The sequence below is a fragment of the Traorella massiliensis genome (genome assembly GCF_900104665.1).
Taxonomy (GTDB): domain Bacteria; phylum Bacillota_I; class Bacilli_A; order Erysipelotrichales; family Erysipelotrichaceae; genus Traorella; species Traorella massiliensis.
The window spans coordinates 1-19,789 of the sequence record NZ_LT629967.1; the positions used below are offsets into that span (position 1 = coordinate 1).

Genomic DNA, 19,789 nt, shown 5'->3' on the forward strand with positions numbered 1-19,789 from the left:
AAAAAAAGACTCACAAGAGTGAGCCGATCATCTGGCAGCGAGTTATCTTCACAGGGGCAGGCCCGGCTATTGTCACCGTGCAAGTGCTTAACTTCTGTGTTCGGGATGGGTACAGGTGTGTCCACTTGGCTGTCGCCACCAGATCTCTGAGGTCGTTCCCTCAAAACCGAATAACAGCTGATTTGATCTTCCTTCTGTGATTAAGTCCTCGACCTATTAGTATCAGTCAACTCCGCATATCGCTATGCTTCCATCCCTGACCTATCTACCTGATCGTCTTTCAGGGGTCTTACTACTTGCGTATGGGAAATCTCATCTTGGAGGCGGCTTCGTGCTTAGATGCCTTCAGCGCTTATCCGTTCCCTTCTTAGCTACCCAGCTGTGCATCTGGCGATACAACTGGTGCACCAGCGGAAGGTCCATCCCGGTCCTCTCGTACTAAGGACAGCTCTCCTCAAATTTCCTGCGCCCACAACAGATAGGGACCGAACTGTCTCACGACGTTCTGAACCCAGCTCGCGTACCGCTTTAATGGGCGGACAGCCCAACCCTTGGAACCGAATTCAGCTCCAGGATGCGATGAGCCGACATCGAGGTGCCAAACCTCGCCGTCGATGTGAACTCTTGGGCGAGATCAGCCTGTTATCCCCAGGGTAGCTTTTATCCGTTGAGCGACGGCCCTTCCATTCGGCACCGCCGGATCACTAATCCCGACTTTCGTCCCTGCTCGAGTTGTCGCTCTCGCAGTCAAGCACCCTTCTGCATTTGCGCTCGCCGATTGATTTCCAACCAATCTGAGGGTACCTTTGGGCGCCTCCGTTACTCTTTGGGAGGCGACCGCCCCAGTCAAACTGCCCGCCTGACACTCTCCCTCTCCCGGTTCACGGAAGCAGGTTAGAACTCCAATCACACAAGAGTGGTATCCCAACAGCGACTCCTCCTGCACTGGCGTGCAGGTCTCTTTGTCTCCCACCTATCCTGTACATATGTGATCAAAGCTCAATATCAGGCTGCAGTAAAGCTCCATGGGGTCTTTCCGTCTAGTTGCGGGTACCCGGCATCTTCACCGGGACTAAGATTTCACCGAGTCTGCTGCCGAGACAGCGCCCAAATCGTTACTCCTTTCGTGCGGGTCAGAACTTACCTGACAAGGAATTTCGCTACCTTAGGACCGTTATAGTTACGGCCGCCGTTCACCGGGGCTTCAATTCAGTGCTTCGCTTCCGCTGACACATCCTCTTAACCTTCCGGCACCGGGCAGGAGTCACCCCCTATACTTCGTCTTGCGACTTTGCAGAGAGCTGTGTTTTAGTTAAACAGTCGCTTGGGCCTCTTCACTGCGGCTCTTCTGAGCTCCCCTTCTTGCGAACGTACGGGGTCATTTTGCCGAGTTCCTTGGCAACAGTTCTCTCGCTCACCTCAGGCTTCTCGCCTTGCCCACCTGTGTCGGTTTTGGTACGGGCCGCTGCAGGATTAACACTAGAAGCTTTTCTTGGAAGCCGGTATCATCTCCTTCGCTACTTGCCGAAGCGTTCGCTCCACATCACATCTCTGCATTGACGCACGGATTTGCCTGTGCGCCTGCTCCTATGCTTGTCCCGCAATCCGTTAAGCGGGGCAGACTAACCTTCTCCGTCACTCCTTCATTCCTACGCGGGTACAGGAATATCTACCTGTTGTCCATCGACTACGCTCTTCAGCCTCGTCTTAGGTCCCGACTTACCCAGGGCGGACGAACCTTCCCCTGGAACCCTTAGGCTATCGGTGTGCAGGATTCCCACCTGCATCTCGCTACTCACACCGGCATTCTCACTTCCATGCGATCCACCGCTCCTTCCGGTACGGCTTCACCTCCCATGGAACGCTCCCCTACCTCTTACTGTCTCCAGTAAATCCGCAGCTTCGGTAATATGCTTAGCCCCGGTACATTTTCGGCGCAGGGTCACTCGACTAGTGAGCTGTTACGCACTCTTTGAAGGGTGGCTGCTTCTGAGCCAACCTCCTAGTTGTCTGTGCATCCCCACATCCTTTTCCACTTAGCATATATTTTGGGACCTTAGCTGGCGGTCTGGGCTGTTTCCCTTTCGACCATGGACCTTATCACCCACAGTCTGACTGCCGGATATAATGCACGGCATTCGGAGTTTGATTGCATTCAGTACCCCGGGATGGGGCCATCATGCATTCAGTGCTCTACCTCCGCGCATCTCTTCTCCGACGCTAGCCCTAAAGCTATTTCGGGGAGAACCAGCTATATCCAGGTTCGATTGGAATTTCTCCCCTAGCCACAATTCATCCGCCAACTTTTCAACGGGGGTCGGTTCGGTCCTCCATTGAGTATCACCTCAACTTCAACCTGATCATGGCTAGATCACCTGGTTTCGGGTCTACCGCACCGTACTTGCGCCCTCTTCAGACTCGCTTTCGCTTCGGCTCCGCATCTCCTGCTTAACCTCGCACGCTACGGTAACTCGCCGGTTCATTCTACAAAAGGCACGCCATCACCCCTCAACGGGCTCTGACTTCTTGTAAGCATACGGTTTCAGGTTCTCTTTCACTCCCCTCCCGGGGTTCTTTTCACCTTTCCCTCACGGTACTGGTTCTCTATCGCTCACTGGCGAGTATTTAGGCTTGCCGGATGGTCCCGGCGGATTCCGGCTGGGTTCCTCGTGCCCCGCCGTACTCAGGATCCTTCTCGAGCGCTCCGACTTTTGCTTACGGGGCTTGCACCTCCTGTGGCCGGCCTTTCAATGCCGTTCTGCTAGTCTTCGCCGTCTCTTATCTGAAGTCCTACAACCCCAGAGCTTCCTCTGGTTTGGCCTCCTCCGTGTTCGCTCGCCGCTACTTGCGGAATCATTCTTATTTTCTTTTCCTCCGGGTACTAAGATGTTTCAATTCCCCGGGTTGCTCTCTCGCGGACTATGTATTCACCCGCGGATGGCAGCGCATTGCCGCTGCCGGGTTCCCCCATTCGGATATCCACGGATCCTTGCGCTCTTACCGCTCCCCGTGGCGTTTCGCCGTTTGATGCGTCCTTCCTCAGCTGCCAGTGGCCAGGCATTCACCGTACGCCCTTATTAACTTAATCACCTTAAGTCTTCGTTTTTTTCCAAGGTTTTCTCCTTGCCGCTTACCAATTTCCTTTGGTTTCTTGAGTTACTGTTTTCTAACTGTTCTCGATTTTCATCTCCAACTATTTCAGAAAGATCATGTTTTCTATATCTATCTTCTGTTATTCGGTTTTCAAAGAACGACTTCCTGAAAGAGCTTCGCTCTCTCAAAACTGAACAAGAAACTTCTCCGTGCTTTCTCCTTAGAAAGGAGGTGATCCATCCCCACGTTCCCGTAGGGATACCTTGTTACGACTTAACCCCAGTCATCGATCCTACCTTCGACGGCTTCCTCCTTGCGGTTGGACCACCGGCTTCGGGTATTATCAACTCCCATGGTTTGACGGGCGGTGTGTACAAGGCCCGAGAACGTATTCACCGCGGCATGCTGATCCGCGATTACTAGCGATTCCGACTTCATGAAGTCGAGTTGCAGACTTCAATCCGAACTGAGACGGCCTTTCCGAGATTCGCTTGCAGTCGCCTGCTCGCAGCTCTTTGTAGCCGCCATTGTAGTACGTGTGTAGCCCAGGCCATAAGGGGCATGATGATTTGACGTCATCCCCACCTTCCTCCGGTTTGTCACCGGCAGTCTCTCCAGAGTCCCTAACTTAATACTGGTAACTGAAGACAAGGGTTGCGCTCGTTGCGGGACTTAACCCAACATCTCACGACACGAGCTGACGACAACCATGCACCACCTGTGCGGGATATACCTATCTCCCTGTCTCCAGGGCCTTTATCCCCATGTCAAGGCCTGGTAAGGTTCTTCGCGTTGCGTCGAATTAAACCACATACTCCACCGCTTGTGCGGGCCCCCGTCAATTCCTTTGAGTTTCACACTTGCGTGCATACTCCCCAGGCGGAGAACTTATTGCGTTAACTGCAGCACTGAGTCTCCCCAACACTTAGTTCTCATCGTTTACGGCGTGGACTACTAGGGTATCTAATCCTATTTGCTCCCCACGCTTTCGTGCTTCAGCGTCAGTTGCAGGCCAGCAGACCGCCTTCGCCACTGGTGTTCCTCCATATATCTACGCATTTTACCGCTACACATGGAATTCCATCTGCCTCTCCTGCACTCCAGCCGACCAGTTTCCAAAGCTCGATGGGGTTGAGCCCCACAATTTTACTCCGGACTTAATCCGCCGCCTACGCACCCTTTACGCCCAATAATTCCGGATAACGCTTGCCACCTACGTATTACCGCGGCTGCTGGCACGTAGTTAGCCGTGGCTTTCTGGCAGGGTACCGTCACTCATGAAGCATTCCCTCTTCATGCCGTTCTTCCCCTGCAACAGAGCTTTACAACCCGAAGGCCGTCTTCACTCACGCGGCATTGCTCGGTCAGGGTTCCCCCCATTGCCGAAAATTCCCTACTGCTGCCTCCCGTAGGAGTTTGGGCCGTGTCTCAGTCCCAATGTGGCCGTCCACCCTCTCAGGCCGGCTATGCATCATCGCCTTGGTGGGCCGTTGCCCCGCCAACTAGCTAATGCACCGCAGATCCATCTGTCAGCGTCGTGTCCCGACTTTAATAGAAAGAAGATGCCTCCTCTCTACCTATCCGGTATTAGCAGACGTTTCCATCCGTTATCCCGGTCTCACAGGCAGGTTGTCTACGTGTTACTCACCCGTTCGCCACTCCTTCCGCACAGAGCAGGCTCTGTCCTTCAGGCGTTCGACTTGCATGTATTAGGCATGCCGCCAGCGTTCATCCTGAGCCAGGATCAAACTCTCCATTTGATTGACTCTTTATGAACGAACTTGCGTTCGCTGTTTCCTTTTTCTGTTTCTTTCGAAATTGACGTTTCTTGTTCAGTTTTCAAAGACCGTGCGCTCTCTTGCGAGTGCTTGTATATAATACCACCTCCCCCTCCCTCTGTCAATATTTTTTTTACTTTTTTTTGTTTTTTTTTCTTTCTTTTTTTTAGTGCCATTTTGATATGCGCTTACATCGTTATATATGCCCGTTTTCTATGTGTTTTAACTTTTTGTTAATATTAATCTACAAAAAAAAAGATATGAAATTCATCATATCTTTTATCGTTTCATAAACAATTTTTTATCCTTTGATTCCTCCACGAGCTACGCCATTGACAATCTGTTTTCTTGCGAAAATAAATAAGATGATCATTGGAATAACAATCATAGTAGAAGCAGCCATCATCAGTTCTGTTTTAGCTCCTCCTTCAGATACAAAGGCATATAATCCAAATGGTAAAGTTCGCAATTCTTTATCAACAACAGCTAACATCGGCCATAGGAAACTATTCCACGAAGCAATAGCATTCAAAAGAATGATCGTTACTAATGAGGGTTTTGCAATCGGAACCATCACTCTCCATAGATATTTCCAATTGCTACATCCATCAACTCTGGCTGCCTGATACAAACTATCCGGTATACTATCAAAGAATCCTTTCAGTATATACATATAGAAAATACTTGAAGTAAATGGAATGATCAACGCCAAAATTGTATTGTAGATTCCCCAGTCAATGATTGTTCGATAATTTGTAATTACGATCATTTCAAATGGAACCATCATAAGTCCTAGAAGAAGTCCGAAGATAATATGTCTTCCTGGAAAATTAAGCTTTGAAAAAGCAAAGGCTCCTAAAATTGTCGTAATTGTACAGATAGTAACGCTTGATACCATAGCAATTACCGAATTTAAAAAATAAGTTGCAAACGGAGCTTTTTCTAAAGCCTCTGTGAAATTATCAAAGCTGAATGATGATGGCAGCCATTGAGGAGGGAACATTTGAATTTCTAATGATGTCTTGAAAGCACCAGTTATCATCCAATAAAACGGGAACACCATAATAAGCGCACCAATTATTAGAAAGACATAAGTTAAAACTCTTCCGATTGTCAGATGTTTAAAAAATTTTTTCATCTTCTCCTCCTAATTTTTTAACTTCTTTTCAACAAAACGCTGAACCATCGTAAACACAAAAATAATCACAAACAGAATAACTGCTGCCGCTGTAGCATAGCCATAACGACTCGGAATCTGAATTCTAAATTGATAATAAATATAATATACAGCTGTATATAAGTTATTAGCAACGCCCGGACCGCTAAATAGCGGGAACAATTCATTAAACACCTTAAAACAGCTGATAGTATTAACGATCATGACAAGAAAAATAGTTGGCATTAATAATGGAACTGTAATCTTAAAAAAGATTCGAATTGGTCCCGCACCATCAACTTTTGCCGCAGTATAATACATTGGGTCAATATTTTGCAATCCAGATAAAAGTAAGATAATTGTGAATGGCAAAATCGCCCAGACACCATAAATACATAACGCAGGAAAGTTACCTGTTGTTACTTGGAGCCAATTGATAGCATCTATACCAAAAAGACCTAAAAAATAATTAATAACACCTGATTTGTAATTAAACATAAAGCGCCAAGCTAAACCAACAGCAATCGTTGATGTAACCATCGGCAAGAAGTAAGCTGTTTGAAACAAACCGCTAAATTTAATTTTTTGGTTCAAAAGAGTAGCTATTAAAACGGCTAAGCAAGTAGAGACTGGTATTACAATAAATACATAGAAAAAGGTATTTTTCAATGCCTGATGGAAATATGGATCTTGTAGTACATAAGTATAGTTGCCAAGCCCCCATCCGCTAAATTCTTTTGTCATGTAATCAAAATTTTCTTTAAATGAAGTCAGAAATACATTAATGATCGGATAAAGTGTAAAGATAATGACCCCTACAGCAAATGGGGCTAAATATATCAGCCATTCAGATCTATTCTTTAACTTTTCAAAAGAAAATCTGGAAACATTTTTTGATGGTAAGCGGTTCATACTAAACGCTCCCCTGTTTCTTTGTCAAAAACAAATACCCCTCGTTTTTTCAGTCCAATATTTACTTTCTCACCTTTGTTGTATTCTTTATCTGCTTCAACATAAGCTCTAACTCTTCTGCTTCCTAACTGTACATATGCCAAGACTTCTTTGCCCATGACATATACCTCATCAATGATGCCTTCAGTTAATCGGTCACTGCCATTTACAACAATTGCTTCAGCTCGCATAGAAAGAATTATTTGACGTCCTTCATCAAGTTTTTTTGCAGCTTCTAACGCAACCACACAATCTCCCTCTAGTACGATCTGACCATTTTTTACGACACCGTATGTTTTATTGATTGGCGGTGTTCCAAGAAAATCTGCAACAAAACAGTTTGCCGGTTCATCATATAATTCCTGTGGACGAGCAATCTGCTGAAGGAAACCATCTTTCATTAAGATAATATGATCTGAAATACTCATAGCCTCTTCCTGATCGTGTGTAACAAAGATCGTCGTAATACCTGTTTCTTGTTGGATACGACGAATTTCCTCACGCATTTCAATTCTTAAACGAGCGTCCAGATTTGAAAGAGGTTCATCCAATAATAAAATACGTGGATGTTTAACTAAAGCTCTGGCAATTGCCACACGTTGCTGCTGACCGCCTGATAGCTGGCTGGGTTTACGATCCAATAACGTTTCAACATGAACTAATTTCGCCATTTCTTTTGCTCTGGCTACTCGCTCTTCTTTTTTTACTTTCTTTATTTCCAAAGGAAAACAGATGTTTTCCAATACGGTCATATGTGGATATAAAGCATAGTTCTGAAAAACTAAGCCGACACCACGCTTTTCAGGACTCAGCTCAGTAACATCTTCATCATCAAAGAAAATTTTACCATTTGTTACCGAAAGGATTCCAGATATCATATTCAACATTGTACTCTTGCCACAACCACTAGGTCCTAGCAAAGCAATCAATTCTCCAGATTCAATTACTGCTGAAAAATCATTTACAGCTGTTGTTGCTCCAAAACATTTCGTTAAATTCTGTATTGTAACTTTCATCATCTATCTCCTATTTTATAAGTTCTTGCCACTGTATGCCTTCTGTATCTTCCATTTTCAGCCCAAGCATAGCAGCCATCGTTGCTGCTTCATTCAACATTGAACCTCTTTCTATGACGACCCCTTCTTTTACATTTTTTCCAAATGCCAGAAAAGCAGTTGTTTCGTCTCTAAATGGCAGATAGCCATGAGATGCGAGCGAGTGATGCCAGCCAGGTTTTAAATATTCTTCAAACAGGTCTTTTCCTGAAAGTGTACTGTCGAAGGTCATCGGCTCATCTCCCTCAATTACAAAATCGATCTTTTCAGAAGCTAAACCAAATTTTTCATCAGCTTCTTCTTTTGTAAACACATATCCTATGTTATATTGAGGATCCTTTTTGATTTTCGTTAAAAAATCATGAACTTTTTGACGAAGATTTTCATCTTTAGGGTCTTTTAACTGAATCCAGCCTGACATTGATGCTGAATGGCAATATGCCTGCCAGTCAATTAGGTGATTATTCTCATCTGTCTGAATAAATCCGTTTTCTTTCAATAACAAATTAAAATTGATATGACGTTTAATGTTTTGCTGACCATGATCACCTAATATTACAAAATTTGTATTTTCATAATCACCAAAACGTTTGACAGCTTCTAAAATTTGTCCAAATTGTCTGTCATGCTTTCTAAGCTGTTTTTTTACTTCGTCATTATTGATGCCTTCACAATGTTTGACTGTATCTAAATCACACATTTTCACAAGCATGACATCTGGCTGATGATAATCTTCTATAATGTCAAGAGCAAGATGCATTGTAAATTCATCCAAATTTTTGTCTTCTCCTTTAAGATAATGTTCGTATTTCCAGTAATAGCGATCCAAAAGTTCCTGAGTTGAATAATTTACATAAAATTGATATGGATCATCACCCTGATAATCGATAGGAACGATCATCGGCATATTGTAATCAATATCAGCCCCACCAGATACAGGCCAGGTAAGTGAACAAGTCGTGTACCCATTGAACTTTGCGATATCCATAAGTGTTTCTCCTTTGATCTGCGAACGCAGCGAATACCAAGGAGCTCTTGGATTTTCAACATCGACTATTTCGTTATGTATGATTCCATGATTTTTAACTGTTTTTCCTGTTAATATGGAACAATGACAAGGATAAGTTAATGTTGGATATACAGGCTCAACATGTTTGACCATACTGCCTTTTTCAAATGCTAACTTGAAATTTGGCAGTGTTTTCATATATTCCAAATCTATCGTACATAGTGCATCTAAGCAAAAAACCAGCAGTTTTCGCATAACATCCCTTCCTTTCAACATAGCGGAATTTATGATATCATTTCATTTTGTTTAATAAAAGGGTTGAAGGGAAAAATTTCCTTCAACCTTTTTAAATTTTATTCAGCTTGCATTGCTGCATTTGTATTGTCTGCAGCTTTCTGTAAAGCCGTTGCGGCATCGAAGGATGGATCAGCCGGGCCTTTAAATAATTCTTCTAATTGAGTACGCATTTCAGTTGAACCAGCAAATACCGGTGCAATAAATGAAACCTGTAACTGATCTTCTAAAGCCTGTAAGGCAGGGTTAGATGCGAGGAATTCCTGATAGCTTTCATCTTCAAGAACTGCTTTGTAAGGTGAGTTTGCACTCACTGCTTGTACCCATTCAGAATTACGGCCAATGAAGTATTCAACAAAATCAGCTACTGCCTGATTCTGTGCTTCTGTTCCCTTAAATCCGATAGCTGCACGGTTCCAGATCAAACCAGCATTTTCGTATTCTGCATCAGACATCATTGGTACTCTTACAACCTGAAGATCACCGTTAATTTCTGAAAGATCAAGATAAGGCATACCTGCACATGAACCGATATAAGATGCAATCAAGCCACTGTTCATATCTCCTGAATTGTATCCGTCAGCACCCTGAGCAGCAACCTGGAAATATCCTTCTTTAACACCTTCTGCCCACCATTCAACCCATTCTAAAGTTTTTTCATCATTGAAAGCAACTTCATTGTTTTCAAGGTCTACGATCTGTCCTTCATGAGACTGATAGATCAAAAGCTGAGCAAAATCAGTTAATGAGTCAATAGCTAAACCTACAACACCTGTTTCTTCATAAATCTTTTTAGAAGTTTCTTTTACTTCATCCCAAGTTGTAGGAATTTCTACTCCTACTTCATCATAGATAGCTTTATTTACAAATAGAACTGGTCCTGCTGTGTAAATAGGTACAGCATGAATTTTTTCATCAGAGAAACCAGTTGCTTCTTCATAAATAACTGGTGTAGTGATATCAGCATAATTAAAATCCCAGTAATCATCAAAGGAAATCAACTTATCCTGACCATCAAAATTCTTAGCAAACGTCGCAAAATTAAATACCAGATTTGGACCTACTCCATTTGCGATAGCATCAGTAACTACTGATTCATACGTGCTGGCTTCATAGCCTCCTTTTACATCAACAGTGATGTTTTCATGCTCACTTTCAAAATCATCAGCGATTTGTTCCAGCAATGCTTCCTGATCTTCAGTGAAAGTGTGCCAGATTGTGATGGTTGTCGCTTCATCTGTCGTTCCTGTATTACCAGAACAAGCAGCTACGCTGGCAGTCATCGCAAAAGCAACTAACAGCTTTGCAAGTTTTTTCATAAACTTTTTCTTTTCCTCCTTGTTACACTTCGTTAACGTATTTATTCTATAATTTTGAGCCTTTAAATGTCAACAAAAATGTGAACATTTTGTCATTTTTGTAAGAGTTTATTTTTTGATTTTACATACATTTTATAAAGAAATCTTATTAAATTCTTCTTCGCTCAATTCACTACCCTCAACACCAACCACCTTTGCAGAAACTTTATTAGCCATTTTTACTATATCTTCAACTTTCATTCCCATCTTTAGACCTGCAATACACGCACCGGCATGAGCATCTCCTGCTCCAATCGTATCTTTGACCTTGTTTTTATATCCCGCAATCAGTTTTCCCGTGCTTCCCTCTGTATAATAAGCACCTCTTTCACCACAAGTTACAATTACCAGTTCTTTTGACTTTTCATAAAGACGTAATGCAGCATGAGAGATCGTTTCACAGCCTGTATATGCTGTTACTTCATCTTCATTTAAGTGAATGATGGGATGTAACGATAATATTCTTCTCATTCTTTCCTCAGGAATATTCATAATTCTGGCGCCTGGCGCAAAGAAAACCGGGACTTGCATTTCTTCAAGATAATCTAATATCTCGTCGCCATCTTTCTCTTCTAACTCTAAGCCACACACATAAATGTAGTCCAATTCTTCTTTTTGAATATCTTTCATCCAGATTTTTTTAAAGCGATATTCGGCACCATGCTGACATAAAAATGTACGTTCACCGCTTGAATTTACTAGACAAAGACAACAGCCATTATCCTCTTCTTCAATTTTTATCAGTGGATGATAATTTTTTGCAGTTAATAAATCGTTAAGAATATTTGCGAATCTTCCCGTTCCTATCGGAGATGAACATATTGCGGGAAGATGAAAATGTCTGACGATACTACTAGCGTTATATCCACATCCGCCTATAGAAAATTTAATATTCGTTGTATTAATATCTTCTTTTAATTTTGGCAAATGATCCACATGAATGATCATATCCAATACTACAGATCCTATAAACAATGTTTTATTCATCTTATTCCCCCTAATTAACCTTATATATTTTAACACAACTGAACGAAAAAAAGTGAGATTTCTCTCACTTTATTCTATACTTTCTTTTACGCTTAGCTGTTCATCATCAATCATGTCTTGAATAATATCTTCATTTACTGAATCATTTGATACATAATTCATCATTTCGCTTTCTTCTTCAACATGATTTCTAGCATTACGTTTGGCCTTCAGTTCAGCTGCAAGTTTATTGATTTCAATAGAAGTCTCTCTTTCATCACTATAACCTGTTCCTGCCGGTATCAGCTTACCAATAATTACATTTTCTTTCAATCCGATCAAATGATCGACCTTACCCTTAACAGCTGCTTCTGTAAGAACTTTTGTTGTTTCCTGGAATGAAGCTGCTGATAGGAAAGAATCTGTTTCTACAGATGCCTTTGAAATACCTAATAATACTGGTCTGAACTGTGCAGGACGTAATCCTGACAATAATGCACGACGATTGATCTTAGTAATTTCGACAAGTGAAATCTGAACACCCGCATACAATGTTGTATCGCCGCCATCAATAACTACGACCTTACGAAGCATCTGACGAATCATGACTTCAATATGCTTGTCAGAAATATCAATACCCTGAGAGTTATAAACTTTCTTTACTTCTTTCAGGATATATTTTTCAACTTCTAAGACACCAGCAACTTCCAGAAGTTCTTTTGGATAAATTGGACCTTCAGTAATCTTATCTCCAGCCTCAATCATACTTCCTTCTTTCAGCCATGAACGAATAACCTGTGTAGGTCCTAATTTATGAACCTGACTTTCATGTTCATTCGTAACAACAACTTCATAACCAGTGTTTGTCTGAGTAATTGAAGTAATTTCACCCGAAATCTTAGCAAGTACCGCTGCACCCTTAGGATTACGTGCTTCGAAAAGTTCTTCAACACGTGGTAAACCTTGAGTGATATCTCCACCGCCAGCACTAGCCACACCACCGGTATGGAACGTACGCATGGTCAGCTGAGTACCTGGTTCACCAATTGACTGGGCAGCCATGATACCAATAGATTCACCGACTTCAACGATCTTACCAGTTGCCATATTACGGCCATAACATTTCTTACATACACCGTAAATAGACTTACATGTAAATGCTGTACGGATCAATACCTGTTTAATACCGGCATCAACGATTCTTTTCGCAATCGTTTCATCAATGTACTCATCTGATTCAATAATGACTTCACCTGTTTTAGGATCAGTTACCGTCTGCTTTGTAAAACGTCCTACTAAACGATCATACAAACGAATGATTTCTGTATTCGTTTTACGATCAACGACAGTTTCAACCATGAAACCATTATCTGTTCCACAGTCATCTTCACGAACAACGATATCCTGTGCAACATCAACAAGACGACGTGTCAAATATCCTGATTCAGCTGTCTTTAAAGCCGTATCGGTTAACCCTTTACGTACACCGTGAGTAGAGATAAAGAACTCAGATACATTTAGTCCTTCACGGAAACAAGAATAAATCGGTACCTCAATAATCGATGGCTGATAACTCTTCGTAGACTTTGACTGACTTGGTTTACTCATCAAACCACGCATACCAGCAAGCTGCGTAAAGTTTGACTTATTACCACGGGCACCTGAATCGGCCATCATATTGATAGAGTTCTTATGATCCAGATTTGCCATTAATTCGTCACCAATCTGATTTTTAATGTTATCCCACAAACGGTTAAGGTGAGATTCCCATTCCTGCATCGTCAGCTTACCTTTACGACGCAGCTGCATCAATTCTTCAGCTTTACGTTTACCTTCTTCGATCTTTTCACCTTTATTTTCTACGACCTGAATATCACTTAATGCAACGGTGATACCAGCTACTGTAGAATATTTGAATCCCATATCTTTAATTGCATCCAATATCTCAGAAGTCTTCTTAGTAGAATATCTTGCAAAGATTTCCGCAATGATCAATCCCAATTGCTTCTTTTTAACTTCTGTAACGATTGGCTGTGCAGCGATAATTTCTTTAACATTTTCACCCTGTTTGATAAAGAACTTCTCTGGTGTAGCCTTAAAGTTTTCATCTGAAACTTCATTCAAATAAGGGAAGTCTTCAGGGAACATTTCGTTGAAGATGATCTTACCAACAGTTGTCATCAAATACATCTGATTTTGTTCAGGAGTAAATGTTGTCTTTTTCAAAGAACCTGCTAGAATTGCAATTCTTGAATGCAAGTGAACGACTTTCTGATCATAAGCCATCAATACTTCGTTAACATCCTTGAATACATGTCCTTCATTATCTGCATAGCGTTCCCATTCAAGTGCTTGCTCTTCACAATCAACATCACGATAACGCTGGGCTTCTTCACGCATGGATTCAGCTGTTTCTTCCATTGTCAGATAATAGTTACCAAGCACCATGTCCTGAGAAGGTGTAACGATTGGTTTACCATCTTTTGGAGAAAGAATGTTATTAGAACCAAGCATCAATACTAAGGCTTCTGCACGTGCTTCTTCACTTAATGGAAGATGCACAGCCATCTGGTCACCATCGAAGTCAGCATTGAACGCCGTACATACCAATGGGTGCAGACGAATTGCACGTCCTTCTACCAATTTTGGTTTGAAAGCCTGAATACCTAAACGGTGCAATGTCGGAGCACGGTTCAATAATACTGGATAACCATCGATAACTTCTTCAACGATATCCCATACTCGTGGATCTAAACGATCGATCAGTTTTTCAGCAGTCTTTGGATTGCTAGCAATTTCTTTATTTACGATTTCGTTAATAACGAATGGCTTAAATAACTGTAAAGCCATTTCACGAGGAATACCACACTGATACATTTTCAAGTCTGGTCCTACCGCAATAACAGAACGTCCAGAGAAATCGACACGTTTCCCTAACAGGTTCTGACGGAAACGTCCCTGTTTTCCTTTTAGTGCATGTGAAAGTGACTTTAACGCTCTTCCGCCAGCACCAGTAATCGGTTTAGAACGACGTCCATTATCAATCAAAGCATCTACTGCTTCCTGAAGCATACGCTTTTCATTTTGAACGATAATAGCAGGTGTTCCTAAATCTAAAAGCTTCTTTAAACGATTATTACGTGTAATGACACGACGATATAAATCGTTAAGATCACTTGTAGCGAAACGACCACCGTCCAATTGCAGCATTGGTCTTAAATCAGGTGGTATAACTGGCAGTACTGTTAATACCATCCATTCAGGTTTATTGTTAGAATTACGGAAAGCATCTACTGTATCCAATCTTTTCAACAGTTTCTTACGCTTTTCTCCCTGAGAATTTTCAAGCTCAGCCGTAATCGTCTTAAATTCTTTTTCAACATCCACTTCTTTCAACAAGGTCTGAACAGCTTCAGCACCTGTTTGGGCACTGAAAGACCCTGGACCATAGATAGCGACGTTTTCACGATATTCTCTTTCTGAAAGAATCTGCTTATACATAAGCTTTGTATCACGTGGATCAGTTACGACCCAGCTAACAAAATAAACAACTTCTTCCAGCTGTTTTGGAGTGATATCCAGAAGAAGAGCCATTCTTGAAGGAATTCCTCTTAAATACCAGATATGAGCCACCGGCGCTGCCAGTTCGATATGTCCCATTCTTTCACGACGAACACTCGACTTAGTGATTTCAACACCACAACGGTCACATACAACCCCTTTATATCTAACTTTTTTGTACTTTCCACAGTAGCATTCCCAGTCCTTGCTTGGACCGAATATTCTTTCGCAGAATAATCCGTCTCTTTCCGGTTTTTGCGAACGATAGTTGATTGTCTCTGGTTTTTTTACTTCACCATGTGACCATTCAAGAATACGTTCAGGAGAAGCTAATTGAACTTGTATAGAACTAATATTGTTTACGCTCATCTTTCTTCCTCCTTATTCTTCATCATCTGTAAATAACGGCGTTTCTAAATCATCAATAGATTCTGAATGATCGTCCTCCACTACCTCGCTCTCTTCTTCTGGTTCCGTAATAGGCTGTGGTTGTGGTTTTACAGACGGCTGCGAATCTTCACCATCGATCTTTGATAAATCAACTTCATTGCCTTCATCATCAAGCAAGATCACATCCAGTGCCAAAGCCTGTAATTCATGCTTCATAACTCTGAATGCTTCTGGAATTCCCGGCTCAGGAATATCTTTGCCCTTGATGATGGCTTCATATGTTTTTGTACGGCCAACGATATCATCAGATTTGATCGTAATGATTTCCTGAAGCGTATGAGCAGCGCCCCATCCTTCAAGAGCCCAAACTTCCATTTCTCCGAATCTTTGACCACCATTTTGTGCTTTACCACCCAATGGCTGCTGTGTAACAAGAGAATAAGGACCTGTTGCACGAGCATGTAGCTTATCATCAACCATGTGGGCCAGCTTGATCATATACATGACACCTACAGAAATACGTTCATCGAAAGCATCACCAGTACGTCCATCATACAAGACCATCTTACCGTCTTTTGTCATATTGGCTTCTTTCATGATGTCTTCCAATTCTTCATTGCTGATACCATCAAATACTGGTGTTGCAAACTTAACACCTAGTTTCTTTGCTGCAAATCCTAAATGGATTTCAAGTACCTGTCCGATATTCATACGGCTAGGCACACCAAATGGATTCAACATGATATCAACCGGTGTTCCATCAGGCATAAATGGCATATCTTCCACAGGAAGGATCTTAGAAATAACACCCTTGTTACCATGACGTCCAGCCATTTTATCACCTTCAGAAATCTTACGCTTCTGAACGATATAAACCTTTACTGTTTCACTTACTCCAGGTGGCAATTCATGTCCATCTTTACGCTTGAATACACGTACAGAATGAACGATACCGGCACCACCATGCGGAACCTTTAATGAGTTATCACGAACTTCACGTGATTTCTCACCAAATATTGCCAGCAAGAGCTTTTCTTCTGGTGAAATTTCACTCTGGCCTTTTGGCGTAACCTTTCCGACAAGGATATCACCTTCACGTACTTCAGCACCTACCATGATAATGCCTCGTGAATCCAGATTGCGGCAAGCATTCTCACCAACGTTTGGAATATCACGGGTAATTTCTTCAGGACCGAGCTTTGTTTCACGGCAATCGATTTCATATTCTTCAATATGAATTGAAGTATATACATCATCACGTACAAGTCTTTCAGACATGATGATCGCATCTTCATAGTTATAACCATTCCATGTCATATAGGCAATTGTTACATTCTGCCCAAGAGCCAATTCACCATTTTCCATGGATGGACCATCGGCCAGAATATCACCCTTTTCAACACGTTCTCCTTTATTAACGATTGGAATCTGATTAATCGTTGTACCGGCATTTGACTGCTGGAACTTACGTAAACGATACTCACGCTTTTCACCATTGTCTTGAGCAACAACCAAACGAGCAGCATCCGCATATTCAACAATTCCATCTTCCTTACAAACAACACAGCTTCCAGAATCCTTCGCAACACGGTATTCCATTCCCGTTCCAACAAATGGAGCATGTGGACGAAGCAATGGAACTGCCTGACGCTGCATGTTAGCACCCATCAGGGCACGAGAAGCATCATCGTTTTCAAGGAATGGGATACAAGCTGCAGCAATCGAAATGATCTGCTTAGGCGAAACGTCGGCCAATTCAACACGATCACGATTTGCTAAGATCGTTTCACCACGATATCTTGCAACTACTTTTTCATTGACAAGCTTATTGTCGATGACCTCATTGGCCTGTGCAATAATGTAATCCTGTTCTTCATCAGCTGACAGATATACAGCATCTTCAAGAACTGTACCATCTTTCAGCACTTTTCGATAAGGAGTCTGAATAAAACCATATTCATTGATCTTACCATAAGAAGTCAAATAATTGATCAAACCGATATTTGGACCTTCTGGGGTTTCGATCGGACAAATTCTTCCATAGTGTGATGAGTGAACGTCACGCACTTCAAATCCTGCACGATCACGATTCAGACCACCCGGACCTAAAGCTGAGATACGACGTTTATTCGTTAATTCTGCTAATGGATTCTGCTGATCCATAAATTGAGAGAGCTGACTTGAAGAGAAGAACTCTTTAATAGCCGCTGTTAATGGACGAATATTTGTCAATTTTTTCGGTGTTAACGATTCAATTTCCGCAATTGACATTCTTTCCTTAACAACTCTTTCCATTCTCGATAAACCAATTCTAAATTGATTTTGAATCAGTTCACCCACTGAACGAATACGACGGTTGCCAAGCATATCGATATCATCCGTCTCACCGACACCTTCCATCACATTCAGCATATATGCATAGAATGCATACATATCGGAAATTGTAATTGTGTGCTTATTGGCAAAAGGATCATTTCCAGTTACTTTAATTTCATGACCTTCAGAATCAAGGATCATCACTTCCTGCACTGCAGCACCAACCAGCCATGCAACAAGATTTTCCTTGTTATGTACTCGATTGACTAATTCTTCATAAAGATCACTGCTTAACGCATTCGTTTTAACACGAGGCATAAATCCTTCAGTATAGCTTCCGCCATCGTTTGCCGGTACAACATTACCTTTTTCATCAGTGATACAGCCTAGTTCATATAAACGATGTCCGTAATTTAATACAGCACTAACATTTTCAGGTGTTAATTTTACTGGCTGTGCAATCACTCCAGCATAGATGCTTACTTTCTCACATTCTTTTTCAAGCACGCTTAAAACACTATCAGTAATGATATCGCCTTCATAGAAAGTGACATCAGCACATTCAACATCTTTTGCTAGAATACGTCCTAAAAGGCCTCGTTTACAGCTTGTTTCTACAGCCACCACATCATCATGAACGAATAATGGATTGAATGGGAAAGCTTTTACATAGATACCCTTTTTCAATTCCGGTTTCAAGATTTCTCTTTCATCACGGTTGATCAGAGTTCCCTTTTTCATGAACACTTTACCATCAGCTCCAATGATGTCATGAGCTAATACATGATGTTCAATACGATTAATGGCATTCAGCTTTTTACCTAATTTATAACGTCCTGCTTTAGTCAGATCATATCTGCGGCGATCAAAGAATTTCGCATTCATCAGGTTAATAGAACCATCAAGAATTGGATTTTCATCCGGACGCTGGTTTTCATAAATTGACAATAACGCTTCTTGCGTCGTCTTTACCTTATCATTAACCAATGTATTTTCAATATCTTCATATTTGCCGAAATAAGCACCATATAAAGTAAGATAAATATCTAGATATTCCCTGTTTTCATCTATTTCAGGCTTATCAAAATTCGTATTTCTTCCTAAAGCATTTAAGAAAGTCGTAATCTGCTTGGTGTCCATTGGATCATCGCTGCGATCCATATCTAAGGCCATACCGATAGCTTTAAATAAAACTGTCGACATGATTTTACGTTTACGGTCAACACTAACAGTAAGAGCTCTTCCATTAGCTGATTTTTTAGTTTCGGTAAAAAATTCCAGCCATGTTCCACGACTTGGAATCAACTCACAGCTATAAGTTTCTTTACCTGTTTTTTCTTCAAATCCACTATCAAAATAGGCTCCCGGTGAACGTACGATCTGTGATACGATAACACGTTCTGCACCGTTAATGATGAAAGTACCTGTTTCCGTCATCAAAGGAAAATCGCCGAGAAACACTTCTTCCTGCTTTGTCAGTACTTCACCCGTATTGCTGTCAACAATTTCAAGTTCCATAGTTGCTTTCAAAGGTGCAGCAAAATTACATTCACGATATTGTGACTCCTCGGCAGTGTATTTAGGTTTTTCAAATTCATAATCCTTAAAATACAGTTTAATATTCCCACCAAAGTTAGAAATCGGATAAATTTCTTCAAATACTTCTCTGATTCCCGTTTTTATGAACCACTCAAAAGAATCTGTCTGAATTTCAACCAGATTTGGCAATTCCAGACTCCCGCTTACTTTTGAATAGTTACGACGTTCTGCTTTCTTCCCTGAAGGTACGATCTTATAAGTCTTTTTTTCTTCTTCCATACACACACGTCCTTTCATCATGACAAGTGCCCAAATCGGACACT

At 41.7% G+C, this 19,789-nt stretch carries 8 protein-coding genes and 3 rRNA genes; all 11 read right to left on the reverse strand.

The annotated features are described in order from the left end of the window. Positions 1-29 precede the first annotated feature (29 nt). Positions 30-143, reverse strand: a 5S ribosomal RNA gene (gene rrf, locus BQ5367_RS01150). A gap of 53 nt (positions 144-196) precedes the next feature. Continuing rightward, positions 197-3,088, reverse strand: a 23S ribosomal RNA gene (locus tag BQ5367_RS01155). A 229-nt stretch (positions 3,089-3,317) separates the two neighbouring features. Next, positions 3,318-4,853: ribosomal RNA gene (locus BQ5367_RS01160) — 16S ribosomal RNA — on the reverse strand. Together the 16S, 23S and 5S rRNA genes form the textbook arrangement of a ribosomal RNA operon. A 319-nt stretch (positions 4,854-5,172) precedes the next feature. Further along, on the reverse strand, positions 5,173-6,009 hold the full coding sequence (locus tag BQ5367_RS01165; protein WP_071440764.1) for a carbohydrate ABC transporter permease: 837 nt from the start codon (positions 6,007-6,009) through the stop codon (positions 5,173-5,175). Between the two features lie 9 nt (positions 6,010-6,018). After that, positions 6,019-6,939, reverse strand: coding sequence for a carbohydrate ABC transporter permease (locus BQ5367_RS01170; protein WP_071440765.1), 921 nt, complete (start codon positions 6,937-6,939; stop codon positions 6,019-6,021). Further along, positions 6,936-7,994, reverse strand: coding sequence for an ABC transporter ATP-binding protein (locus BQ5367_RS01175; protein ID WP_071440766.1), 1,059 nt, complete (start codon positions 7,992-7,994; stop codon positions 6,936-6,938). The genes BQ5367_RS01170 and BQ5367_RS01175 overlap by 4 nt, the downstream gene beginning before the upstream one ends. Before the next feature lie 10 nt (positions 7,995-8,004). Beyond that, complete coding sequence (locus tag BQ5367_RS01180; RefSeq protein ID WP_071440767.1) at positions 8,005-9,297, reverse strand: alkaline phosphatase family protein; 1,293 nt, start codon at positions 9,295-9,297, stop codon at positions 8,005-8,007. A 98-nt stretch (positions 9,298-9,395) separates the two neighbouring features. After that, a complete protein-coding gene (locus tag BQ5367_RS01185) occupies positions 9,396-10,655 on the reverse strand; it encodes an ABC transporter substrate-binding protein (protein WP_071440768.1) in 1,260 nt (419 codons plus the stop codon). A 132-nt stretch (positions 10,656-10,787) separates the two neighbouring features. Further along, on the reverse strand, positions 10,788-11,681 hold the full coding sequence (locus BQ5367_RS01190) for a PfkB family carbohydrate kinase (RefSeq protein WP_071440769.1): 894 nt from the start codon (positions 11,679-11,681) through the stop codon (positions 10,788-10,790). A 69-nt stretch (positions 11,682-11,750) separates the two neighbouring features. Beyond that, on the reverse strand, positions 11,751-15,590 hold the full coding sequence (gene rpoC / locus BQ5367_RS01195) for a DNA-directed RNA polymerase subunit beta' (RefSeq protein ID WP_071440770.1): 3,840 nt from the start codon (positions 15,588-15,590) through the stop codon (positions 11,751-11,753). A gap of 12 nt (positions 15,591-15,602) precedes the next feature. Continuing rightward, on the reverse strand, positions 15,603-19,745 hold the full coding sequence (gene rpoB / locus BQ5367_RS01200) for a DNA-directed RNA polymerase subunit beta (protein ID WP_071440771.1): 4,143 nt from the start codon (positions 19,743-19,745) through the stop codon (positions 15,603-15,605). Positions 19,746-19,789 lie beyond the last annotated feature (44 nt).